19 protein-coding genes are annotated in these 22,860 nt (G+C 73.0%); 12 read left to right on the forward strand and 7 right to left on the reverse strand.

What is annotated here, in order from left to right; translation table 11 throughout:
• Nucleotides 1-86 precede the first annotated feature (86 nt).
• The 3 genes from OTB16_RS21165 to OTB16_RS21175 are packed head-to-tail and all read right to left on the reverse strand — an operon-like array spanning nt 87 to nt 2,860.
• Nucleotides 87-1,406: a coenzyme F420-0:L-glutamate ligase gene (locus OTB16_RS21165; protein ID WP_267721896.1), complete on the reverse strand. Its 1,320-nt coding sequence runs from the start codon at nt 1,404-1,406 to the stop codon at nt 87-89.
• On the reverse strand, nt 1,403-2,362 hold the full coding sequence (gene cofD, locus OTB16_RS21170; RefSeq protein ID WP_267721897.1) for a 2-phospho-L-lactate transferase: 960 nt from the start codon (nt 2,360-2,362) through the stop codon (nt 1,403-1,405). The genes OTB16_RS21165 and cofD overlap by 4 nt, the downstream gene beginning before the upstream one ends.
• Before the next feature lie 27 nt (nt 2,363-2,389).
• Nucleotides 2,390-2,860: a cupin domain-containing protein gene (locus OTB16_RS21175; protein WP_420717765.1), complete on the reverse strand. Its 471-nt coding sequence runs from the start codon at nt 2,858-2,860 to the stop codon at nt 2,390-2,392.
• Nucleotides 2,861-3,640: 780 nt separating this feature from the next.
• Here OTB16_RS21175 and OTB16_RS21180 point away from each other — a divergent pair.
• The 3 genes from OTB16_RS21180 to OTB16_RS21190 all read left to right on the forward strand — a co-directional run bounded on the left by OTB16_RS21180 (nt 3,641) and on the right by OTB16_RS21190 (nt 9,352).
• Complete coding sequence (locus OTB16_RS21180; protein WP_003983763.1) at nt 3,641-3,904, forward strand: WhiB family transcriptional regulator; 264 nt, start codon at nt 3,641-3,643, stop codon at nt 3,902-3,904.
• A gap of 262 nt (nt 3,905-4,166) precedes the next feature.
• The gene (locus tag OTB16_RS21185) at nt 4,167-7,865 is read left to right on the forward strand and encodes a glycosyltransferase (protein ID WP_267721937.1); all 3,699 of its coding nucleotides are present in this window, start codon (nt 4,167-4,169) and stop codon (nt 7,863-7,865) included.
• Entirely contained in the window at nt 7,862-9,352 is a 1,491-nt protein-coding gene (locus OTB16_RS21190; RefSeq protein ID WP_267721938.1) for a DUF5719 family protein, read from the forward strand. Before OTB16_RS21185 ends, OTB16_RS21190 begins: the two co-directional genes overlap by 4 nt.
• A gap of 78 nt (nt 9,353-9,430) precedes the next feature.
• On the opposite strand, the gene OTB16_RS21195 is transcribed toward OTB16_RS21190, so the two are convergent.
• Nucleotides 9,431-9,898 (reverse strand): metallopeptidase family protein, encoded by a 468-nt coding sequence (locus OTB16_RS21195; protein WP_267840192.1) that lies wholly within the window; start codon nt 9,896-9,898, stop codon nt 9,431-9,433.
• A 90-nt stretch (nt 9,899-9,988) separates the two neighbouring features.
• Here OTB16_RS21195 and OTB16_RS21200 point away from each other — a divergent pair, with 90 nt between their 5' ends.
• From OTB16_RS21200 to OTB16_RS21225, 6 genes are all read left to right on the forward strand, one after another.
• A complete protein-coding gene (locus tag OTB16_RS21200; RefSeq protein ID WP_267721939.1) occupies nt 9,989-10,363 on the forward strand; it encodes a DUF3499 domain-containing protein in 375 nt (124 codons plus the stop codon).
• Between the two features lie 75 nt (nt 10,364-10,438).
• A complete protein-coding gene (locus tag OTB16_RS21205) occupies nt 10,439-11,809 on the forward strand; it encodes a phosphomannomutase/phosphoglucomutase (protein WP_267721940.1) in 1,371 nt (456 codons plus the stop codon).
• A 179-nt stretch (nt 11,810-11,988) separates the two neighbouring features.
• Nucleotides 11,989-12,174, forward strand: coding sequence for a Trm112 family protein (locus OTB16_RS21210; protein ID WP_267721942.1), 186 nt, complete (start codon nt 11,989-11,991; stop codon nt 12,172-12,174).
• A gap of 59 nt (nt 12,175-12,233) precedes the next feature.
• On the forward strand, nt 12,234-13,367 hold the full coding sequence (locus OTB16_RS21215; protein WP_267721944.1) for an SIS domain-containing protein: 1,134 nt from the start codon (nt 12,234-12,236) through the stop codon (nt 13,365-13,367).
• A 39-nt stretch (nt 13,368-13,406) separates the two neighbouring features.
• Nucleotides 13,407-14,564, forward strand: coding sequence for a mannose-6-phosphate isomerase, class I (manA, locus tag OTB16_RS21220; protein ID WP_267721945.1), 1,158 nt, complete (start codon nt 13,407-13,409; stop codon nt 14,562-14,564).
• A 71-nt stretch (nt 14,565-14,635) separates the two neighbouring features.
• Nucleotides 14,636-15,601, forward strand: coding sequence for a cation diffusion facilitator family transporter (locus OTB16_RS21225; protein ID WP_267721946.1), 966 nt, complete (start codon nt 14,636-14,638; stop codon nt 15,599-15,601).
• A gap of 97 nt (nt 15,602-15,698) precedes the next feature.
• On the opposite strand, the gene OTB16_RS21230 is transcribed toward OTB16_RS21225, so the two are convergent.
• Nucleotides 15,699-17,750 (reverse strand): fructose-specific PTS transporter subunit EIIC, encoded by a 2,052-nt coding sequence (locus OTB16_RS21230; RefSeq protein ID WP_267721947.1) that lies wholly within the window; start codon nt 17,748-17,750, stop codon nt 15,699-15,701.
• 373 nt (nt 17,751-18,123) lie between these two features.
• Here OTB16_RS21230 and ahcY point away from each other — a divergent pair, with 373 nt between their 5' ends.
• Together ahcY and OTB16_RS21240 are read left to right on the forward strand one after the other, a co-directional pair.
• Complete coding sequence (gene ahcY, locus OTB16_RS21235; RefSeq protein WP_267721948.1) at nt 18,124-19,560, forward strand: adenosylhomocysteinase; 1,437 nt, start codon at nt 18,124-18,126, stop codon at nt 19,558-19,560.
• Nucleotides 19,561-19,668: 108 nt separating this feature from the next.
• Nucleotides 19,669-20,298: a hypothetical protein gene (locus OTB16_RS21240; RefSeq protein WP_267721950.1), complete on the forward strand. Its 630-nt coding sequence runs from the start codon at nt 19,669-19,671 to the stop codon at nt 20,296-20,298.
• Here OTB16_RS21240 and OTB16_RS21245 read toward each other — a convergent pair.
• The gene (locus OTB16_RS21245) at nt 20,295-21,263 is read right to left on the reverse strand and encodes an RDD family protein (RefSeq protein WP_267721951.1); all 969 of its coding nucleotides are present in this window, start codon (nt 21,261-21,263) and stop codon (nt 20,295-20,297) included. The two genes, OTB16_RS21240 and OTB16_RS21245, sit on opposite strands and share 4 nt — an antisense overlap.
• 112 nt (nt 21,264-21,375) lie before the next feature.
• Here OTB16_RS21245 and OTB16_RS21250 point away from each other — a divergent pair, with 112 nt between their 5' ends.
• Entirely contained in the window at nt 21,376-22,383 is a 1,008-nt protein-coding gene (locus OTB16_RS21250) for a stage II sporulation protein M (RefSeq protein WP_267721952.1), read from the forward strand.
• A 180-nt stretch (nt 22,384-22,563) separates the two neighbouring features.
• Here the strand turns inward: OTB16_RS21250 and OTB16_RS21255 are convergent.
• Nucleotides 22,564-22,860 (reverse strand): hypothetical protein (locus tag OTB16_RS21255; protein ID WP_267721953.1); only part of this gene is annotated, 297 nt, incomplete at its 5' end.

Here is a 22,860-nt window from a genome sequence, read left to right on the forward strand (position 1 = left end):
ACCGCCCGGACCGCCCGGACCGCCCGGACCGCCCGGACCCGCCCGGACCCGCCCGGCTCAGCCCTGCGGGCGGCCCGGCGGACGGTTCAGCGGACCTCGATGAAGTCCGCCGCCACCCGTACCGGCCGCTCCGGCGCGGCCGCGGCCGGGTGGCCCACCGCCACGGCGCCCATCGGGTCCCAGTCGTCCGGCAGCCCCAGCACGCCGCGCACCACGTCCCGGCAGAACATCGTCGAGGACACCCACGCCGAGCCCAGCCGCTCCCCTGCCAGCGCGACGAGGAGGTTCTGCACGCCCGCGCCCATCGCGACCACGAACATCTCCCGCTCGGCCGCGTCACGCCGCGCGTGCCCGTAGTCGTGAGCGCCGTCCGTCACCAGACAGGGCACCACCAGGTACGGGGCGGCCCGCAGTACGTCCCCGCGCCTGAGCCGCCGCGCGATGGACTCCTCGGACTTCCCGTCCGCCCGCAGGTCGGCGGTCCACGCGTCCCGCATCGCGTCCAGCAGTTCCAGCCGGGCCGCGGCCGACTCCAGCAGGACGAACCGCCACGGCGTCGTGTGGTGCGGAGCCGGAGCCGTCACGGCCGCCGCCACCGCCCGCCGCACCGCTCCGGGGTCCACCGGCTCGGCGGTGAAGGCCCGTACCGTACGGCGCTGCGTCACGGCCTTCCGTACGGCCTCCGAGGTGCCGAGGCGGAACATGTCGTCGGCCGGCGAGCGGACCAGGTCCCGCGCCGAGGAGCCCTCGCCCAGGAGGTGGGCCAGCCCGCGGACGACGGCCACCGGCAGCCCGGCCGCCTTGCCCTTGACCAGGTCCCCGGCGGCGGCCAGTTCGTCCGCCGTGGCCACGACCGTCGCGCTCAGCGGATTGCCGTGGGCGTCCGTGCCGCCCCGCAGGTCGTCCAGGACCCGCACCCCGGCCGAGCCGATGGCGACATCGGTGAGCCCGGTGCGCCACGGCCGCCCGAAGGTGTCCGTGACGACGACGCCCACGTCCGCGCCGAGGATGTCGCGCAGCCCCTGCCGGATCGCGGCGGCCGAGGCGTCGGGGTCGGCGGGCAGCAGCAGCACGGTGCCGGGGGCGGTGTTGGAGGCGTCCACGCCGGCCGCGGCCATGACGAGGCCCTGCCGGTTCTCGACGATCCGCAGCGGGCCCCGGCGCGCGACCACCCGTACCGTCTCGGCGTCGATCGCCTCCTCGCGCGAGGAGGCCTCGACGATGCGGCCCTCCGCCTTGGAGACGATCTTCGAGGTGACCAGCAGGACGTCGCCGTCGCGCAGGTCGGGCGCGGCCACCGCGATCAGCTTCGCCAGGTCGTCACCGGGCCTGACCTCGGGAATCCCGTCGACCGCCCGGACCTCGTACGAGCGGCCGTCCCCGCACGGAGCGAGCGCCGCCGTCACCGCGCGGCCTCGGCCAGCTCCAGCGCGGCCCGGGCCATCTCGGCGGTGGCCTCCAGGTCGGTCATCATCAGCGGCACCGCGCGGCAGGTGATCCCGGCGGCCTCGACCTCGGCGACGGATTCCGCGTCGGCGGTGTCCACCAGCCAGGCGTCGAGCAGCCCGGTCCCGTAGTGCAGGGCGACGGCGGCGGCCGTGGACTCGACGCCCACCGCGGCCAGCACCTTGTCGGCCATGCCGCGCACGGGCGCGCCCCCGACGATGGGGGAGAGGCCCACGACCGGCGCGGGGGCGGCGGCCACCGCTTCCCGGATCCCGGGCACGGACAGGATCGTCCCGACGGACACCACCGGGTTGGACGGCGGGAAGACGATCACGTCGGCGGCCGCGATGGCCTCCAGCACGCCGGGCGCGGGCTTGGCCTGCTCGGCGCCCACGGGGACGACCGCCTCCGCGTCGACCGAGGCGCGCAGCCGGACCCAGTACTCCTGGAAGTGGATGACCCGGCGCTCGCCGGTGCCGGCCTCGGTGATGGCGACGTGGGTCTCGACGCGGTCGTCGGACATGGGCAGCAGCCGGACGCCGGGCTGCCAGCGGTCGCAGAGGGCCTCGGTGACCGCGCTCAGCGGGAAGCCCGCGCCGAGCATCTGCGTACGGACGATGTGGGTGGCGAAGTCGCGGTCGCCGAGCCCGAACCAGGTGGGTCCGACCCCGTAGGCGGCGAGCTCCTCCTTGACGGTGAAGGACTCCTCCGCGCGGCCCCAGCCCTGGTCCTCGTTGATGCCACCGCCGAGGGTGTACATCACCGTGTCCAGATCGGGGCACACCTTGAGCCCGAACAGGTGAATGTCGTCACCGGTGTTGCCGATGACCGTGATGTCCGCGTCGGGGACCGCGGACTTGAGTCCGCGCAGGAAACGGGCGCCGCCTATACCGCCGGCCAGAACAACAATGCGCATGCACCGAAGTCTGTCAGGCCCGCCGCGTCAGACGGGAAGGGCCTCCGGCCTGGCCGGGGAGCAGCTGTGTATCGGCATCTCGGTCAGGCCGGGGAAGTACACGTGCAGGCTGACGGCGCCGTCGAGGGTGTCGTTGACGACCTCGTGGGCGTAGCCGGGGGCGAAGACCCGCTGGGAGCCGGCGCCGAGGGAGAGCCGTCCGCGGGCGCTGTGCTCGGTGAGCTCGCCGTCGAGGACGGTCATCACGCCGGAGGAGCTGCCGTGGCCGTGGGAGCCGCTGCCCTGGCCGGGGACCCAGCTGAGCAGCCAGACCTCGTAACCGGGGCCGGTGCGCAGCCGGTGGTACCAGCGGGTGGTGGCGTCGTACCGGACCAGGTGCTCCCAGGAGGCGCGGTCCCCGGCGATGGAACGGGCGAGGCCCACGAACTCGGCGACGGTGGCCGGGTGCTCGCGGGCGGGCTGGAGGAGGTGCTGGACGGCGAGGATGTCGCCGGCGATCTGGAGGTCGCTCTCGCCGCCCGTGACGGGCGCCGGGGAGGCGGGGGCAGGGGAGGCCGGGAAGGTGACGGCCGACGCCGGGGCGACGGAGGCAGCGGCAGTGGCAGCGGGGGCCGCGGCGGGGGCGATCACGGTGGGGGTGGCGCTGTTCATCGTGGGGATACCTCGACGGATGTCAGTCGTGCTGGCGGTTGCTGTGGGGGCGGGCCGGAGCTCAGCGGAGCCGGAGCTCCGAGGGCATCAACAGCTGCAACAGCAACAGCGAACCTGGGCAGCGCACAGGAACCCACGAATGGGGGTCCGGGTGGCGACTGCAGGCGCTGACATGCGAACAAGGAGACCCGGTCGAAGGCCGGACTGTCAACTCAATGACCGTTTCGAGGCAAAAGTTTCACCTCATCCGGTTAACGGGCCCGGAGAAAGGTTTGTGCAGTCCGGGCCAGGGGATGTGGCGCTGTGTCGCGACTCAAACCAGTACCCGCCATCTCGTGACCTGAATGTGATCTGCGCCGCTTCCGTGACCAGATCGCAACCACGCCTGCGAGTGGCACGTCGATTCCGGGTAATGGGCGTCTAGTGGTGCGCGAGGCATGTGTCACGATTTTTGGCGATTTGAACACTTACTGCGTACGCTTGGTTCCGCAGAGTGAATAAGAGGCCCAATAGCAGATCCCAGCTTGACTGCTCCGGAGCCACGCACTTGTAATTTCACTCGTGTCGTTACGTAGCGATCAGTGACGGCATCACCACGGGGACGCACAGACAGAGCGAGGGGCGCACATGACCGAGCTGTTTCAGGAACTGCTGGTCGAGGAGGCGGACGAGGAGCTCGGATGGCAGGAGCGCGCTCTGTGCGCCCAGACCGACCCCGAGTCCTTCTTTCCCGAGAAGGGCGGCTCCACCCGCGAGGCCAAGAAGGTCTGCCTCGCCTGCGAGGTCCGGTCCGAATGCCTTGAGTACGCCCTCGCCAACGACGAGCGATTCGGCATCTGGGGCGGTCTCTCCGAGCGGGAGCGCCGCCGGCTGAAAAAGGCAGCGGTCTGAGGAGGGCCCGGCGCCCCCGAGCGGGCACCTACGGCACATCGCACGACATATCCCACGGCATATCCGACGGCACACCGCCCGGCACGTCCCGCGGCACGGCCGACGGCGCACCGCACCGATCGAGCAGAGCAAACGGTCCGCCTCCCGCACCTTCCCCGCAGGAGGCGGACTGCCTTGTTCCCAGCCGTTAGTGTGGGGCGCTGTCCAGCAGCCTCCGAGGGTCCACCACCCCCGGACCCCCGGCCGGAGGGCCCGTACCGCGATGTCCCTGCACAGCCAGTCGACGGCCTCCCACCAGGCCTCCGCCACCCCAGAGTTCCCCCGGCACGTCGTCACCGCGGTCCTCGTCGCCCATGACGGCGCCCGCTGGCTGCCCCGGACGCTCTCCGGCCTCCTCGGCCAGGAACGCCCCGCCCAGAACCACGTCGCCGCCGACACCGGCAGCGCCGACGAGTCCGCCCGGCTGCTCACCGAGGCCTTCGGCGACGACCGCGTCCTGCACCTCGCCCGGCGCACCGGATTCGGCACCGCCGTCGACGAAGCCGCCCGGACCGCGGGCACGCTGACCCCCGAGGACCTCCCGTACCTCAAGCGCCCCAGCGGCTGGGACCCCGTCAGCCGCACCTGGCGCGACGACGCGTACGACCTCCCCGAACTGCCCCACGGCGAACCGGTCCAGTGGCTCTGGCTGCTCCACGACGACAGCGCCCCCGAACCGGACGCCCTCACCGAACTGCTCCGCGTCGCCGACGAGAACCCCGAAGCCGCCGTCATCGGCCCCAAGCTGCGCGGCTGGTACGACAGGAAGCAGCTCCTCGAAGCCGGCGTCACCATCGCCCGCAGCGGCCGCCGCTGGACCGGCCTGGACCGCCGCGAACAGGACCAGGGCCAGCACGACCAGATCCGCCCCGTCCTGTCCGTCTCCACCGCCGGCATGCTCGTGCGCCGCGACGTCTACGACGCCCTCGGCGGCTTCGACCGCCGACTGCCGCTCATGCGCGACGACATCGACCTGTGCTGGCGCGCCCACAGCGCCGGCCACACCGTCCTCGTCGCCCCCGACGCCGTCCTGCGGCACGCCGAGGCCTCCGCCCGCGAACGCCGCACCGTCGACTGCGCCGGCCGCACCACCGCCGGCCCGCACCGCGTCGACAAGGCCGGCGCCGTCTACGCGATGCTCGCCAACAGCTCCGGCCGCGCCCTCCCGTACGTACTGCTGCGCGTCCTCGTCGGGACCGTCCTGCGCACCCTCGCCTACCTCGTCGGCAAGGCGCCCGGCCAGGCCGTCGACGAGGTCACCGGCCTGCTCGCCACCCTGCTCCGCCCCGGCCGCGTCCTCGCCGCCCGCAAGGCCCGCCGCCGCCCCGCCGTCCCCGCCGCGGAGCTGCGCCCGCTCTTCCCGCCGCCCGGCGCCTCCCTGCGCGCCAACGCCGAGGCCCTCGCCGGGTACTTCGGCGAAGGACGCGCCACCGACACCGCCCCCGCCGGCCGGCACGGCGGCGCCAGCATCCTGACCGCGCCCGGCGAGGACGGCGACTACCAGGAGACCGAACGGTTCGCGCGCCTCAAGCGGATCGCCCGCAACCCCGCGCCCGTCCTGTTCGGCCTCCTCCTGCTCGTCTCCCTCGCCGCCTGCCGCTCCCTGATCGGGGGCGGCTCCCTCATGGGCGGCGCCCTGCTGCCCGCCCCCGACAGCGGCCTCGACCTCTGGCGCGCCTACACCGACGGCTGGCACAACGTCTCCACCGGCTCCACCGCCGACGCGCCCCCCTACCTCGCTGTCCTCGGAGCCGTCTCCACCCTGCTGTTCGGCTCCACCCAGGCGGCCCTGACCCTCCTGCTCGTCGGCTCCGTGCCGCTCGCCGGACTCGCCGCGTACTTCGCCTCCCGGCCGCTCGTCGAGTCCCGCCTGCTGCGCGCCTGGGCCGCCGTCGCCTACGCCTTCCTGCCCGCCGTGACCGGAGCCCTCGCCACCGGCCGGCTCGGCACCGCCGTCCTCGCCGTGCTGCTGCCCCTCATCGCCCGCTCCGCCGTCGCCGCCTACGGCCTCGGGGGCGCCGACGCCGACGCGGCCGGCCGGCGGCCCGTATGGACCCACACCCTCCTGCTCACCCTCGCCACCGCCTTCACCCCCGTCGTCTGGCCGCTCGCCGCCGTACTCGGCGCCGCCGCGCTCGCCGCCCGCCGCGACCGCTGGAAGACGTACGGCCCCCGGCTCCTCGCCACCCTCGCCGTCCCGGTCCTCGTGCTGGCCCCCTGGTCCCTCGGCCTCCTGACGCACGCCGGCCGCCTGCTCCGCGAGGCCGGACTGCCGTACGGAGCCGGCTCCGCCTCACCCCTCGGCCTGCTCGGCATCAACCCCGGCGGCTCCGGCACCGGCGCCTCCCTGCTCCTTGCCGGCGTCGTCCTCGCAGCCCTGGCCGCCCTGCTGCGCGCCGACCGGCGGTCCGCCGTCGCCGCCGCCTGGGCCGCCGCCCTCACCGGGCTGCTGTTCGCCGTCCTCCTCGCCCGCACCGCCTGGGCCGGCCCCGCCACCCTCGTCTACGGGCTCGCCCTCCTCGCGGCCGCCGTGCTCGGCGCGGACGGCGCCAAGCACCGCGTCGCCGCCCGCAGCTTCGGCTGGCGCCAGCCGCTGGCCGTACTGGTCGCGCTCGCCGCCGCCGCCGGACCGCTGCTCGGCGCGGCCGGCTGGGTGCTCGACGGAGCCGCCGGCCCGCTCCAGCGCCGGGACCCCGTACAGGTACCGGCCTTCGTCGCCGACGCCGGCGGGGACGACAACCAGACCCGCACCCTCATCCTCGACCTGGACGGCCCCGCCGGCGTCTCCTACAGCCTGGTCCGCGGCTCCGGCGGCCGCCTCGGCGACGCCGAGACCACCGCCGCGACCGGCGGAGACGCCCGCCTCGACAAGGTCGTCTCCAACCTCGTCGCGGGCTCCGGCGCCGACCAGTCCAGCCAGCTCAGCGCCTTCGCCATCCGGTTCGTCATGTTCCGGCCGGGCGGCCCCGAGGAGATCCGCCGCGTCCTCGACGCCACCCCCGGCCTGAGCCGCCGCCACCAGCAGGACGGCACCGCCCTCTGGGGCGTCGAGCCCTGGCTGCCCCGCACCGTCATCCTCTCCGGCAAGCCCGGCGAGGCACCCGTCCCGGTCGCCTCCGGCCCGGTCGAGGCCCACGGCGAGATCCCGGCCGGCGAGGCGGGCCGGACCCTGCGCATCGCCGACCGCGCCGACTCCGGCTGGCGGGCCACCCTCGACGGCAAGCCCCTGAAGCCCAAGACCCTGGACGGCTGGGCGCAGGGCTTCGAACTGCCCGCCGCCGCCGGCCGCCTCGACCTCGTCCACGAGACGTCCCTGGTCCGCACCGCCTGGCACTGGACGCAGGGCCTCCTCGCGCTGGTCCTGCTGGTGATGGCGCTGCCCGGCCGCCGGGCCCGGCTCGACGACGACCTGCCGGAAGAGGAGGTCGAGCTGCCGTCCCAGCCCGGTCCGGGCGGGGCCGGCGAGGGCCGCCGCGCCCGCCGCCTGCGCGCCGAGGCGGAGGCCGGGGCGGCGCCGGCCCGCGCGGAGGACGCCGGGGCTGCCGACCCGTACGCGCAGATCCCCGCGCAGCCGGCGTACGGGGAGGAGACGTACGCCTACCAGGGCTACGGCGAGGACCAGAGCGGCTACGCGTACGACCCCCGGCCCCAGCAGCCCCAGCAGCCCCAGCAGCCCTACACCCCGGCGCCGGGCTACGAGCAGTACCCCGGGCAGGGCCCGTACGAGGAGCAGGACCCGTACGACCAGCAGAACCAGCAGAACCAGCAGAACCAGCAGGGCCACCAGGGCTACGAGGCCGCCCCCTACCCGCAGCACCCGCCGGCCCAGGACCCGGTCCGGCCGGACCACCCCTACCCGTACGAGCCGTACGACACCTACGGACAGCACGACCCGCGTCCGGACGGGAGCCCCCAGCAGTGAAGCAGCGCGCACCCCTGACGCTGGCGGCCGCCGCCGCGGCGCTGGCCGCCCTCACCGGGCTCGCCGCCCTGACCGCGCCCGAGGCGGAGAGCGCCGGCAGCACGGCGGCCGCGTCCCGGATGCCCGTGGAGCGGTCCCTGCTGGTCTGCCCGGCGCCCAGCTCCTCGGACATCGCGGACACGACGTACACGGCGTTCACCCCGGCCGCGACCGGGGAGAAGGCCGGCACGCCCGGCCAGGGCTCGGCCCGGCTGCTCGGCGCGACCAAGGACGCCAAGCCGGTACTGGAGCCCAAAGAGCCCGGCAAGCCCTTCGGGGCCACCGCCGCGGGCGCCGACGCCCCCGCCCTGACGGGCACCGCCGACGGGTCCCTGGCCCCCGGCTGGACCGCGCAGCAGACCACAAAGGTCTCGGTCGGCCGCGCCCGCGGCGTGCTCGGCGCCGGCTGCACCGCGCCCGGCACCGACTTCTGGTTCCCCGCCGTGAGCACCGCCAAGGGCCGCGAGGACTACGTCCACCTCACCAACCCGGACGACGCCGCGGCCGTCGTCGACATCAAGCTCTTCGGCCCCGACGGGCCGCTCAAGTCCGAGGCGGGAACCGGCGAGAACATCCGGATCGACCCCCGGTCCAGCAAGGCCGTCCTGCTGTCCTCCCTGGAGCCCGCGACCCAGCTCGCGGACGCCACCGCACACGTGACCACCCGGGCCGGCCGGGTCGGCGCCTCCGTGCAGGTCGCCGAGGAGGGGGTGGGCGCCGACTGGCTGCCCGCCGCCACCGACCCGGCCGGATCCCTCGTCCTGCCCGGCATCCCGGCGGACGCCACCTCCGTACGGCTGGTCGCGTTCGTGCCCGGCGACCAGGACGCGGACCTCAAACTCCGGCTGGCCGGCCAGGGCGGCTCCATCAGCCCGGCGGGCAACGAACAGCTGCACGTCAAGGCGGGCATGACGGCGAGCGTGGACCTCGCGGACCTCACCCGGGGCGAGGCGGGCTCCCTGCTGCTGACCCCGGCGGACGTGAAGAAGACCTCGCCGGTGGTCGCCGCGGTACGGGTGGTCCGCGGCAGTGGCGCCAAGCAGGAGCTGGGCTTCGTCCCGGCGACGGGGCCGGTGGGCCCGCGGGCGACCGTCGCCGACAACCGGCCCGAGGAGAACACGACCGTGCTCGCGCTGACCGCGCCGGGCACCGAGGACGCCAAGGTCAGGGTGACGGCCTCGCCGGGCACCGGGGGCGGGGAGGCCGCCTCCAAGGAGGTCGTCGTCAAGGCGGGCACCACCCAGAACGTGACGGTGGCCCCGGCGGGCGGGAAGGGCTCGTACGCCCTGACGGTGGAGACCCTTTCGGGCGATCCGGTCCACGCGGCCCGCACCCTGTCGCTCCCGCACGAGGGCATCGCGATGTTCACGGTGCAGACGCTGTCGGACGACCGCTCCACGGTCTCGGTCCCCAGGGCCGCCCAGGACCTGTCGGTCCTCACCCGCTGACGGCGGCCGGTACGGCCGGGACACCGCTCCCGGCCGTACCGCCGGCCGGGCCGTCAGTTCCGGCCGCCGGCCCGGCCGTCAGTCCTGGCCGTACCGCGGGTCCACGGTCTCCGGCGAGAGCCCCAGCAGCTCCGCCACCTGCTCCACCACGATCTCGTGCACCAGCAGCGCCTTCTCGTCGCGCGTCTTCGTACGGATCTCCACCGGCCGCCGGAACACCACGATCCGGGCCGGCCGCCCCTCGCGGGGCTCCTGCACCGCGCCCAGCGGCACCGCCTCGTCGTTCCAGCCGGTGTCCGCGCCACCCGGCGGACCGGGCACGTCCCCGACGAGGAACTCCACCTCGGCCAGCTGCGGGAAGCGCCGCTCCAGCCGCTCGACGGAGTCCCGCACGAGGTCCCCGAACACCTCCGACCGGCTCGCCGACAGCGGCACCTGAGGGGGCGCCACGGGCCCGCGCATCCCGCGCCCGTGGCGGTCACGCCGACGCTGGCGCGGCTCGGCGGGAAGATCGACCGGGTGGGGGGGAAGCGGGCTGTCCGTCACCCCCGCAGGGTAGCCGCCGACCACGACACGGGGGGTGAGCGCCGGGAGAGTCGTCGCGGCCCGGTCAAGAGTGCGGTACGGTCCAACGTCGTGAGCCTTGTACGTCGCTGTTCGCGCACCGCGTGCGGCCGCCCTGCCGTCGCGACACTGACGTACGTCTACGCCGATTCGACCGCAGTTCTCGGCCCGCTCGCCACCTACGCCGAACCCCACTGCTACGACCTGTGCGCCGAGCACTCCGAGCGTCTCACCGCCCCGCGCGGCTGGGACGTCGTCCGGCTGTCCGACGGCTCCGCGCCGTCCCGCCCCAGCGGCGACGACCTCGAAGCCCTCGCCAACGCCGTACGCGAGGCCGCCCGCCCGCCGGAGCGACCCGCCGAGGCGAAGGGCCCCGGGCGCGGCGGCCCGACCGCCGGCGAGACCCGCCGCGGCCACCTGCGCGTCCTGAGATCGCCCGAATCCTGACCCTCCCGCGATCCGGGGGGTACGACCCGTGCAGGTAGGTTGATCCACCGCACAGGACCTTCAGGAGGGCAGGCAGTGGCCGCAGATCTTTCGAACATCGTCAAGGCGTACGACGTGCGCGGTGTCGTACCGGACCAGTGGGACGAGACGCTGGCAGAGCTGTTCGGCGCGGCATTCGTCGAGGTCGTCGATGCCACGGCGATCGTGATCGGCCACGACATGCGCCCCTCCTCCCCGGGCCTGTCCGCCGCCTTCGCCCGCGGCGCCGCCGCTCGCGGCGTGGACGTCACCCTCATCGGGCTCTGCTCCACCGACCAGCTGTACTACGCCTCCGGATCCCTCGGCCTCCCCGGCGCCATGTTCACGGCGTCCCACAACCCGGCCCAGTACAACGGGATCAAGCTCTGCCGCGCCGGCGCGGCCCCCGTGGGTCAGGACACCGGCCTCTCGCAGATCCGCGAACTGGCCGAGAAGTGGACCGACGACGGCGTCCCCGCGATAGCCGAAGGCACCGTCCCCGGCACGGTCACCGAGCTGGACAGCCTTCCCGGCTACGCGGCGCATCTGTTGGGCCTGGTCGACCTCTCCACGATCCGCCCGCTCAAGGTCGTCGTGGACGCGGGCAACGGCATGGGCGGCCACACCGTCCCCACCGTGTTCGCGGGCCTCCCGCTCGACGTCGTCCCCATGTACTTCGAGCTCGACGGCAGCTTCCCGAACCACGAGGCCAACCCACTCGACCCGAAGAACGTCGTCGACCTCCAGGCCCGCGTCCTCGCCGAGGGCGCCGACCTGGGCATCGCCTTCGACGGCGACGCCGACCGCTGCTTCATCATCGACGAGCGCGGCGTGGGCGTCTCCCCGTCCGCGATCACCGCCCTGGTCGCCGCCCGCGAGCTGGCCCGCAACGGCGGCAGCGGCACCGTGATCCACAACCTGATCACCTCCTGGTCCGTCCCCGAGGTCGTCCGCGAGCACGGCGGCACCCCCGTCCGCACCCGCGTCGGCCACTCCTTCATCAAGGAGGAGATGGCCAAGGCCGGCGCCATCTTCGGCGGCGAGCACTCGGCGCACTACTACTTCAAGGACTTCTGGAACGCGGACACCGGCATGCTCGCCGCGCTCCACGTCCTGGCGGCCCTCGGCGGCCAGCAGGGCACCCTCTCCGACCTGGTCTCCTCCTACGACCGCTACGCGGGCTCCGGCGAGATCAACTCCACCGTCGACGACCAGAAGGCCCGCCTCGCCGCCGTCAAGGAGACCTACGGCGCCCGCGAGGACGTCACCCTGGACGAGCTCGACGGCCTGACCGCGACCGGCGCCGACTGGTGGTTCAACGTACGCGCCTCCAACACGGAGCCGCTGCTGCGCCTGAACGTCGAGGCCCGCGACGAGGCGACCCTCGCCACGGTCCGCGACGAGGTCCTGGCCCTCATCCGCGCCTGACGCCCACACCCGCGGCCGCCCCCACCGCCCCGCCCCGGGGCGGCGGGGACGCTCCGGGGCGGGGCGGCAGCGCCACCGCACGCGGCGGGACCGCGACCGGACACCGCCGCACCGCACCCGGGGTGGCTCGGCGGTACGCTGACCACGCCCCAACCGCATGTCCGAAGGGAAAGCGCCCCATGCCGCTCGAAGCCGGTCTCCTGGAGATCCTCGCCTGCCCCGCCTGCCACGCGCCCCTCCGGGACGAGTCGGCCGAGGAGACGGCCCCCGAGCTGGTCTGCACCGGCCAGGACTGCGGACTCGCCTACCCCGTCCGCGACGGCATCCCGGTACTCCTCGTCGACGAGGCCCGCCGCCCCGCCTGAGCCGCCCCGCACCGCGAGACGCGCAGACTGGTTCCGTCACCCAACAGCCGGAGGCCGCCATGCTCGACGAGTCGCTCCTCGACGCACCGGACGCGCTGGTCCGCGCCGACCGCAGGGGCCTGCTCCGCGGCGCCGCCGAGGCCGGGGCCAGGGTCCGCACCGCCGCCCGTCACGCCGTCGAGGCCGGCCTCGACGACCTGCGCCCCGACGGCCGGCCCCGCGCCGTCCTGATCGCCGGGTCCGGCACCGCGGCGACCGGGGTCGCCGACCTGCTCGGAGCCCTCGCCGGCGCCTCCGCGCCCGTCGTCCGGCTGGACCCCACCGGCGTCGCCCACGCGGCCGGAGCCCTGCGCTGGGCCCTGCCCGGCTGGGCCGGCCCCGTCGACCTGCTGCTCATCGCCACCACCGACGGCACCGAGCCCGGCCTCGCCCTCCTCTCCGAGCAGGCCTACCGGCGCGGCTGCACCGTCGTCGCCGTCGCCCCCGAACGCTCCCCGCTGAGCGAGGCGGTGGACGGCGCGCACGGGCTCCTCGTACCGATGGCCAAGGCCCCGTACCAGGAGTACGACGAGTCCGCCGCGGCCGGACCCGGCGCCCTGTGGGCCCTGCTGACGCCGCTGCTGGTGCTGCTCGACAAGGTCGGCCTGATCACCGCGGCCCCCGCGACACTGCAACTCGTCGCGGACCGGCTCGACCGCACCGCCGAACGCTGCGGGCCCGCCATCGCCACGTACTCCAACCCGGCCAAGACGCTCGCCTCCGAACTGGCCGACTCGCTCCCGCTCATCTGGAGCGAGGGCGCCGGAGCCGGGCCCGCCGGACGCCGCTTCGCCGCCACCCTCGCCGAGCTCGCCGGCCGCCCCGCACTGGCCGCCGCGCTCCCCGAGGCGCTGCCCGCCCACGGCGTCCTGCTCTCCGGCGCCTTCGCGGCCGGCGCCGATCCCGAAGACTTCTTCCGTGACCGGGTCGAAGAGCCCCAGGCCCTCCGCGCCCGCATCGTCCTGCTGCGTGACCGGCCGGCAGGCGGCCTCACCGCCGCCCCGGCCGCACGCGAGCTCGCCCTCAGCCACGACACGGCCATCAGCGAGCTCGAACCGGAGGAGGGCGTCGAGCTGGAACAGCTCGCCGAACTCCTCGCCGTCACGGATTTCGCCACCGCCTACCTGGCGTTGGCTTCCGGGGGACACGCCTGAGGTACACCTGCGTATCCGGCTCTATCCAGGAAGACCACGATGGACCGCCTGACGAACACGATCCGCCCCTACGCCTGGGGATCCACCACCGCCATCCCCACGCTCCTCGGGGTCGCACCCACCGGTGAGCCCCAGGCCGAGATGTGGATGGGCGCCCACCCCGGCGCCCCCTCCCGACTCGACCGGGGCACGGGCGAGACCAGCCTCTCCGACCTGATCGCCGCCGACCCCGAAGGCGAACTCGGCGCCGCGACCGTCGCCAGGTTCGGCCCCCGGCTGCCCTTCCTCTTCAAGGTCCTCGCAGCCGGAGCCCCCCTCTCCCTCCAGGTCCACCCCGACCTGGCCCAGGCCCGCGAGGGGTACGAGGACGAGGAGCGGCGCGGCGTCCCGACCGACGCGGCGCACCGCAACTACAAGGACCCCAACCACAAGCCCGAGATGATCTGCGCGCTGTCCCCGTTCGACGGGTTCTGCGGCTTCCGCCGGCCCGAAGAGGCCGCCGACCTCCTCGACGGCCTCGGCGTCGACTCCCTCAAGCCGTACGCCGACCTGCTGCGCGCCCACCCCGAGGACGCCGCGCTGCGCGAGGTGCTGACCGCCGTACTGACCGCCGACCGCGAGCAGATGGCCCGCACCGTCACCGAGACCGCGGCCGCCGCCGAACGCCTCGGCGGCCCGTACGCGCCCTACGCCGCCCTGGTCCACCACTTCCCCGGCGACCCCGGGGTCATCGCCGCCCTGCTCCTGAACCACTTCCGGCTCCAGCCCGGCGAGGCGCTGTTCCTCGGCGCCGGCGTCCCGCACGCCTACATCGACGGCCTGGGCGTCGAACTCCTCGCCAACTCCGACAACGTGCTGCGCGCCGGACTCACCCCCAAACACGTGGACGTGCCGGAGCTCCTGAGGGTCGTACGGTTCGAGTCGGGCGACCCGGCCGTGCTGCGGCCCGAGGGCGACGCCGAAGAGGTCTACGAGACCCCCATCGACGAGTTCCGGCTCTCCCGCTTCCTGCTCGCACCCGGCGGAGCCTCCCGGACGCTCCCGGCGGACACCGCGCAGATCCTGCTCTGCACCGCGGGCGCCCCCCGGGTCGGCGAACTCGAGCTGGCTCCCGGCGAGTCGGTCTTCGTACCGGCGGGCGAAAAGGCCGAACTGTCGGGAAGCGGCACCGTATTCCGTGCGACGGTGCTCGTCTGACGCGCTGTCGCCGGGGTAGCTGCAACAATGTGCGGCCGGTAGACAGTGCCTAGGAAGGACATCCTGAACCCATGAGCGCGTCGGGCGGTACCAAGGCGATCGTGGCGGCACTCGCCGCCAACCTCGCCATCGCTGTAGCCAAATTCGTGGCGTACCTCTTCAGCGGATCCTCGTCGATGCTCGCGGAAAGCGTCCACTCGCTCGCGGACTCGGGCAACCAGGGGCTGCTGCTCCTCGGCGGCAAGAAGGCCAAGCGCGAGGCGACGCCCGAGCACCCCTTCGGGTACGGGCGCGAGCGGTACATCTACGCCTTCCTCGTCTCCATCGTGCTCTTCACCGTCGGTGGCATGTTCGCCATCTACGAGGGCTACGAGAAGATCCACGACCCGCACGAGATCACCAACTGGTACTGGCCCGTCGGCGTCCTCGTCTTCGCGATCATCGCGGAGTCCTTCTCCTTCCGCACCGCGATCAAGGAGTCGAACCTGGTCCGCGGGAACCTGACCTGGCGCCAGTTCGTCAAGCGCGCCAAGGCCCCGGAGCTCCCCGTCGTGCTCCTGGAGGACCTCGGCGCGCTCGTCGGCCTGTTCCTGGCCCTCGGCGGCGTCGGCCTCGCCCTGCTGACCGGCAACGGCGTCTGGGACGGCATCGGCACCCTGTGCATCGGCGTCCTGCTGATCGTCATCGCGATCATCCTGGCGGCGGAGACCAAGTCCCTGCTGCTCGGTGAGGCCGCGGGCACCGACGACGTCGAGAAGATCAAGGCCGCCGTCGTCGACGGGCACACCGTGACCAGCCTGATCCACATGCGCACCCTGCACCTCGGCCCCGAGGAGCTGCTGGTCGCGGCGAAGATCGCGGTCAGGAGCGACGACACCGCGGCCGAGGTGGCCCGCGCGATCAACGACGCCGAGACCCGCATCCGCGAGGCGGTCCCGATCGCCCGGGTGATCTACCTGGAGCCGGACATCTACGACGCGGCCGCCGCGGCCTCCGCGCCCGACCCGGCGAAGGCCCCCGGCGACGACGCCCACTGAGGGTCCGGGCGGACGCCCAAGGAGACGTGAAGGCGCCCGCGGCCGGTTGGCCGCGGGCGCCTTCACGTCTCCTGCACGGTTCTCCTCGTGCGCGCTCCTACCGGATCTCGCGCAGCACCTCCAGGACCGCCGGGACGTCCGGAGCAGTGTGCAGCCGCTCCCGGAAGCCGGTGTCCATGAGCTTGCGCGACAGCAGCGCCAGGATGCGCAGGTGCTCGTCGCCCGCCGCGGCCTCGGGCACCGAGATCATGAAGACCAGCCGGGCCTTCGTGCCGTCCAGCGAGCCCCACTCGATGCCCCCGCCGGACCGGGCGAAGCCCACGGTGGGCCGGGTCACCGCGTCCGTCTTGGCGTGCGGGATCGCGATGGACTCGCCGAGACCGGTCGTACCCTGCGCCTCCCGGGCCAGCGCGACCCGTACGAGCTCGTCCACGTCCCGGACGTTCCCGGTGGTGGCCAGCATCTGCGCCATCTCGCGGATCGCCGCCTCCTTGGAGTCCGAAGCCAGCTCCGTCTTCACGGTCCGCCCGGTCAGGTAACCGGACAGCACCTCGGGCTCGCCGGGAGCCACCGGGGGCGCGGCGGTCTCCCGTACGGCGCCACCGGCAGCCGCACCGGCGGCAACACCCGCACCCGTACCCGTACCCGCACCGACCAGCACCGGCTCGGGCGCGAGAGCCTTCGGACCGGTCGGCGCCGCGCCGGCCCGGCGCTGCTTGAGCGCGATCAGGGCGTTGGTGGTCAGCGCGGTGACGACGGTGCCCGCCGCGATCGCGACGAAGAACATGCCGACCCCGCCGACGGCGCCGAACACGGAGACGATCGGGCCGCCGTGCGGCACCGAGTTCGTGACCCCGGCGATGCCCGCGATGGCACCGGCCACCGCGCCGCCCAGCATGTTCGCGGGGATGACCTGCGCCGGCCGCGCGGCGGCGAAGGGGATCGCGCCCTCGGAGATCCCGAAGCAGCCCATGAAGAGCGCGGCGATGCCGGTCTCGCGTTCCTGGTCGCTGTACAGCTTGCGCCGCAGCTGCGTGGCCAGGCCCTGGCCCAGCGGCATGACGGGGATCGCGGCGGCGGCCATGCCCATGACGGTGTTGTTGGTGCCGATCAGGCCGACCGCGACGAGGAAGGCCGTCTTGTTGACCGGCCCGCCCATGTCGAAGGCGATCATCAGTCCGATGATGGCGCCCAGCAGGATCGCGCTGGAGCCGGTCATGCCGTTCAGCCAGCTGGTCAGGTGCGTGAACACCCAGGAGATCGGCTGCCCGATCACGTAGATGTAGAACAACCCCAGCGCCAGTGTCGACACGATCGGGATCACGATGATCGGCATGATCGGCTGGACGAACTTCGGGACCTTCACCTTCTTGATCCAGATGACCAGGTAGCCCGCCAGGAAGCCGGTGGCGATGGCCCCGAGGAATCCGGCGTTCGCGTCGGCCTTGTAGATGGTCGTGGCGTCGGCGGCGAGGAAGCCGCCGATCATGCCGGGCACCAGCGCCGGCCGGTCGCCGAGGGCGTGGGCGATGTAGCCGGAGAAGATCGGCAGCATCAGCGTGAAGCCGAGGGTGCCGAGCGCGTTGACGTAGAACCAGAAGGACCCCTCGTCGAAGGTGATGCCCTTCGAGGAGGAGTGCCCGCCGAGCGCGATCGAGACGGCCAGCAGCAGCCCGCCCACGACCACGAACGGGATCATGTGGGAGACGCCGTTCATCAGGGCCTTGTACGCGGCGCTGCGCTCCCGGCCGCCTCCGCCCCCGGCCCCGCCCGCCGGGGCGGTCCCAGCCTGTACGGGCGCGCTCCGGACCCGCTCGATGAGCTCCTTCGGCTTGTGGATGCCGTCGGCGACCCCGGTGGACAGCACCCGCTTGCCGGCGAATCGCTCCCGGTCGACCTCCTTGTCGGCGGCGATGATGATGCCGTCGGCCGCCTTGACATCGTTGTCAGTGAGCACGTTCTCGGCGCCGATGGAGCCCTGCGTCTCCACCTTCATGTCGATGCCGAGCTCGTCGGCGGCCTGCTGGAGCTTCTCCGCGGCCATGTAGGTGTGCGCGATGCCCGTGGGACACGCGGTGACGGCGAGCAGCTTCAGGCGCTTCTGCCCGCTTGCGCCCCCGCCTGCGGGAGGGCCGGCCGGACTGGTCACAGAAATCTCCTTCACGCCGTGTGTCCTGCGGGGATCGTGCGGAAGTACCGATCCACCGGCATCCTCCCGCACGTCAGAGGTGGATTGAAAGTCCGAAAGGCCCCGAAACCTCCCGCCGGAGGGCCCGACCTCGGAACATGCCTCTTCCCTCGGGTGACTGGGGCACGCCCCGCGGATCGGTGTAGATTCGTCATCAGTGTCAGGCGTCGCTGCTGATGGCGGCGGGCGGTCTTCGCGACCGGCCGAGGGGAGAGAGGGCCCCCGACGGACTGTGCTCGGTGTTCCATCCCCCAGACTCGTCCGGGGTACCCCAGCCGTCCGGCGCACGGCCCAGAGCCGTACCCACCCTCTCGAACCATGAGGAGCAGCACCCATGGACTTCAAGGTCGCAGACCTCTCCCTTGCCGCCTTCGGCCGCAAGGAGATCACCCTGGCCGAGCACGAGATGCCGGGCCTGATGTCGATCCGCGCCGAGTACGCGGACGCCCAGCCCCTGGCCGGTGCCCGGATCACCGGCTCCCTGCACATGACCGTGCAGACGGCCGTGCTCATCGAGACCCTCGCGGCCCTCGGCGCCGACGTCCGCTGGGCCTCCTGCAACATCTTCTCCACCCAGGACCACGCGGCCGCCGCCATCGCGGTCGGCCCGAACGGCACCCCGGAGAACCCGCAGGGCATCCCCGTCTTCGCCTGGAAGGGCGAGACGCTGGAAGAGTACTGGTGGTGCACGGAGCAGGCGCTGACCTGGCCGAACACCCCCACCGGCGGCCCGAACATGATCCTCGACGACGGTGGCGACGCCACCCTCCTCGTCCACAAGGGCGTCGAGTTCGAGAAGGCCGGCGCGGCCCCGGACCCGTCCACGGCGGACTCCGAGGAGTATGCGTACATCCTCACGCTCCTCAACCGCACCCTCGGTGAGAACCCGCAGAAGTGGACGCAGCTCGCGTCCGAGATCCGCGGCGTGACCGAGGAGACCACCACCGGCGTGCACCGCCTGTACGAGATGATGGCCGAGGGCACCCTGCTCTTCCCGGCGATCAACGTGAACGACGCCGTGACGAAGTCGAAGTTCGACAACAAGTACGGCTGCCGCCACTCCCTGATCGACGGCATCAACCGCGCCACCGACGTCCTCATCGGCGGCAAGACCGCCGTCGTCTTCGGCTACGGCGACGTCGGCAAGGGCTGTGCGGAGTCGCTGCGCGGCCAGGGCGCCCGCGTCATCGTCACCGAGATCGACCCGATCTGCGCCCTCCAGGCGGCCATGGACGGCTACCAGGTCGCGACGCTGGACGACGTCGTGGCGACGGCCGACATCTTCATCACGACCACCGGCAACAAGGACATCATCATGGCCTCCGACATGGCCAAGATGAAGCACCAGGCCATCGTGGGCAACATCGGCCACTTCGACAACGAGATCGACATGGCCGGCCTCGCCAAGATCGACGGCATCGTCAAGGACGAGGTCAAGCCCCAGGTCCACACCTGGAAGTTCCCCGACGGCAAGGTCCTCATCGTGCTCTCCGAGGGCCGCCTGCTCAACCTCGGCAACGCGACCGGCCACCCGTCGTTCGTCATGTCGAACTCCTTCGCGGACCAGACCCTGGCCCAGATCGAGATCTTCACGAAGCCCGCCGAGTACCCGACCGGTGTCTACGTGCTGCCCAAGCACCTCGACGAGAAGGTCGCCCGCCTCCACCTCGACGCCCTCGGCGTCCGCCTCACCACCCTGCGCCCGGAGCAGGCCGCGTACATCGGCGTCGACGTCGACGGCCCGTACAAGCCGGACCACTACCGCTACTGATCCCCGCGGATCCGCAGCACCCGGCCCTTTCCGAGTCAGGCCCCCGGCACACCTGCCGGGGGCCTGCCCCGTGCGCACGCACGACGCGAACGATCCAGGGAGTACGCCATGCCCCGCGGCCGCTACTCGCTCCACGACCCGCACGACCACACCCCCCTCGGCGAGGAACACTTCCACTGCGCGCCCGGCCCCTCCGGCTGGCGCTACGTCTCCCAGCTCACCGCCCCGAACGGCGACCACCGGGGCTCCGTGGACCTGGCCGTCGACGAGCTGGGCCGCCCCATCCGCCTGGAGGCCAACGCCTCCAGCTGGCAGGTACGGGGGGCCGCCATCGACGGCGTCACCTGGGTCCGCACCGACCCGGCCGGCACCGAGGCCACCGAGGGCAACGTCCGCGCCCCGGGCTTCACCGGCACCTCACCGGCCTTCCTCATCGCGACGGCCCGCCTGCTCCGCCCGGCCCCGGGAGCCCCGGCCACCCGCGTCCGCCTCGTCGCCCTCACCGACCCGGTGCTGGCCCCCCGTACGGTCGACCAGGCCTGGGCCCTGCTGCGGCGCGAGGAGCACCCCACGGACAGCGGCCCGCTCCTGGTGGACGCGTACGAGGTCAGCGCTCTGGACACCGGCGAGGTGCACACGATCCACATCGCCGGGGACGTGGTCCTCTCCGCACCGGGCATCGAGCTGGAGCACCTGGAGACCCCGCCCTCGACGTTCCCGGACCCGGCCCAGGCCTAGGCGGGCGGCGCGAACCCACCACCGCCGCGAGGTGCCTCCGGCACCGGAGGCCCGGCAGGGGCGGTGTACCCGGGAGCGACGGCCGGAGCCGAAACCGGCACCGGCACCGGCACTGATCCCGGCACCGGCACCGGCACCGAAGCGGGCGCGGAAGCCCAGCCCGGCACCCCGCCCGGAACGCCGCCCGGAACGCCGCCCGGAACCCCGCCCGGCGCCGCGCCCGCGAAGGCCCGCGCCGCGTCCCGCGACTGTCGCTCGTGCACGACGGCCATCAGGTACGCCGCCGCCGGCACCCCGGCCGGCGGCGGCGTACCGGTCCGCGCCACCAAGTCGTCCGCGAGCCGCGCGGCCATCGCCGCGCCCACCCGCGGATCCAGCTGGGCCATCCGCGTCAGGTACTGGCGTATCGCCAGCCACAGCCCGTCCGGCACCGCCGACAGGTCCAGCCCGGCGAACCGCCCGGCCAGCCACGGGGGCGGCGGCGGAACCGGCATGACCCGCGCCCCGGGCACCCGTTCCCGCACCACCAGCGTCCCCGCGAACACGTCACCGAGCCGCCGCCCCCGCTCCGACACGAGCGAGGCGATGCACGCCACGGACCCGAACGTCATCAGCAGCTCCACGACCCCCATGGACCCGCGCACCAGCGCGTGCCGGAAACGGATCGGACCGCCGTCGTCCCGGACCACCCGCAGCCCGCAGGCCAGCTTGCCGAGGGACCGCCCGTGGGTCAGCGTCTCCACCGCGATCGGCACACCGACCACCAGCAGCAGCCCGCTGGCCACCGTCACCGCCGCCTGCGCGGCGTCGTCCAGCTCCGACATCGAGTACACCAGCCCGATCATGACGATCAGATAGGCCAGCAGGTAGACGACCAGGTCGAGAACGTAGGCCAGCCCCCGGCTCGGCACCCTCGCGGGCCGGAGCCCCAGGACTACCGCGTCCCCCGTCACCAGATCGCTCACCACAACACCCCTTCACGTGACCTGACCCGCCCCTTTGGCATCCAGTCTGCCAAGCTGAACACATTAGGAGTAGGCAGAAACTGGGGACCTGGGGCAGGGGAGCGGCAACCGGATGGATCTCGACGTCTTCGTGACGGCACACCGCGCGGAATGGGACCGCCTGGAGCAGCTCCTGGGACGCGGCCGCAAGCTCACCGGCGACGAGGCCGACGAGCTCGTCGCGCTCTACCAGCGCACGTCGACCCACCTCTCCCTGATCCAGTCCAGCGCCCCCGACCCGATGCTCATCGGCCGGCTGACCCAGCTCGTCGCCCGCGCCCGTGCGACGGTCACGGGCACCCGCCGGGCGAGCTGGCGCGACGCCGCCCGCTTCTTCACGGCCGGCTTCCCGGCGGCCGTGTACCGCAGCCGCCGCTGGTGGATACCGACCGCACTGCTCTCCACCGCGGTCGGCGTGCTCATCGGCTGGTGGATCGCGACGCACCCCGAGGTCCAGGGGGCGATCGGCGCCCCGGAGGACCTGAAGGCCCTCACCCGGCCGGGCGGCGAGTACGAGACGTACTACTCCAGTCACCCCGCGGCCTCCTTCGCCGCCCAGGTATGGACGAACAACGCCAAGGCGGCCGCGATGTGCCTGGTCCTCGGCGCCTTCCTGGGACTGCCGGTGCTCTGGATCCTCTTCCTGAACATGGTCAACGTCGGCGTCGGCATCGGCCTGATGTCGGCCGCCGGCCGCCTCGACGTCTTCCTCGGCCTGATCCTCCCGCACGGCCTGCTCGAACTGACGGCGGTCTTCGTCGCCGCGGGCACGGGCCTGCGCCTGGGCTGGACGGTCATCGACCCGGGCCCCCGCACGCGCCGCACCGCCCTGGCCGAACAGGGCCGAGCGGCCCTCGGCATGGCCCTGGGCCTCGCGGCGGTCCTGTTCGTCTCGGGCCTGATCGAAGGCTTCGTCACCCCCTCCGGCCTCCCGACCTGGGCCCGCATCCTGATCGGCATCGCCGCCGAGGCGGCCTTCCTGGTCTACGTGTACGTCCTGGGCGGCAGAGCCTCCCGCGCGGGCGAGGTGGGCGACGTCGAAGCCGCCGACCAAACGGCGACGCTCCCCACCGCCGCGTGATGTGCGTACGGGCCCGCTGAGCTGCTAGTCTCCTCGTCGTCCCGCAAACACCGTTGACACGGAGCGAGCGGGGAGGTAGATTCGAACGGTTGCCTCGAACTGGACAAGTTCGGCAGCGATGGTTTAAAGTCTCTCTCGCCCCCATGGAATTGAATTCCACGTGGGGCCGCATTCGACTCCTCATCCAGGAATCTGAAGCCGGGAAATCCGGTGGAAACCTTCTGATAGAGTCGGAATCGCCGGAAAGGGAAACGCGAAAGCGAATACCTGGAAAGCGAATCCCGCTTCGACCGGGAATCGGGCCCGAAAGAGTCTGATAGAGTCGGAAACGCAAGAACAGAACGAAAGCCCGGAGGAAAGCCCGAGAGGGTGAGTACAAAGGAAGCGTCCGTTCCTTGAGAACTCAACAGCGTGCCAAAAATCAACGCCAAAAGTTGATACCCCGTCCATTTCGGTGGATGAGGTTCCTTTGAAAAA

The organism is Streptomyces antarcticus, from assembly GCF_026627255.1.
GTDB classification, from domain to species: Bacteria; Actinomycetota; Actinomycetes; order Streptomycetales; family Streptomycetaceae; genus Streptomyces; species Streptomyces antarcticus.

Excerpts from the sequence above, each read along its gene's own strand:
- OTB16_RS21180 (WP_003983763.1), top strand. The coding sequence starts at position 3,641 with ATGACCGAGCTGTTTCAGGAACTGCTGGTCGAGGAGGCGGACGAGGAG.
- OTB16_RS21210 (WP_267721942.1), top strand. The coding sequence starts at position 11,989 with ATGCCGCTCGAAGCCGGTCTCCTGGAGATCCTCGCCTGCCCCGCCTGC.
- OTB16_RS21250 (WP_267721952.1), top strand. The coding sequence starts at position 21,376 with ATGGATCTCGACGTCTTCGTGACGGCACACCGCGCGGAATGGGACCGC.
- manA (WP_267721945.1), top strand. The coding sequence starts at position 13,407 with ATGGACCGCCTGACGAACACGATCCGCCCCTACGCCTGGGGATCCACC.
- ahcY (WP_267721948.1), top strand. The coding sequence starts at position 18,124 with ATGGACTTCAAGGTCGCAGACCTCTCCCTTGCCGCCTTCGGCCGCAAG.
- cofD (WP_267721897.1), bottom strand. The coding sequence starts at position 2,362 with ATGCGCATTGTTGTTCTGGCCGGCGGTATAGGCGGCGCCCGTTTCCTG.
- OTB16_RS21215 (WP_267721944.1), top strand. The coding sequence starts at position 12,234 with ATGCTCGACGAGTCGCTCCTCGACGCACCGGACGCGCTGGTCCGCGCC.
- OTB16_RS21225 (WP_267721946.1), top strand. The coding sequence starts at position 14,636 with ATGAGCGCGTCGGGCGGTACCAAGGCGATCGTGGCGGCACTCGCCGCC.
- OTB16_RS21185 (WP_267721937.1), top strand. The coding sequence starts at position 4,167 with ATGTCCCTGCACAGCCAGTCGACGGCCTCCCACCAGGCCTCCGCCACC.
- OTB16_RS21240 (WP_267721950.1), top strand. The coding sequence starts at position 19,669 with ATGCCCCGCGGCCGCTACTCGCTCCACGACCCGCACGACCACACCCCC.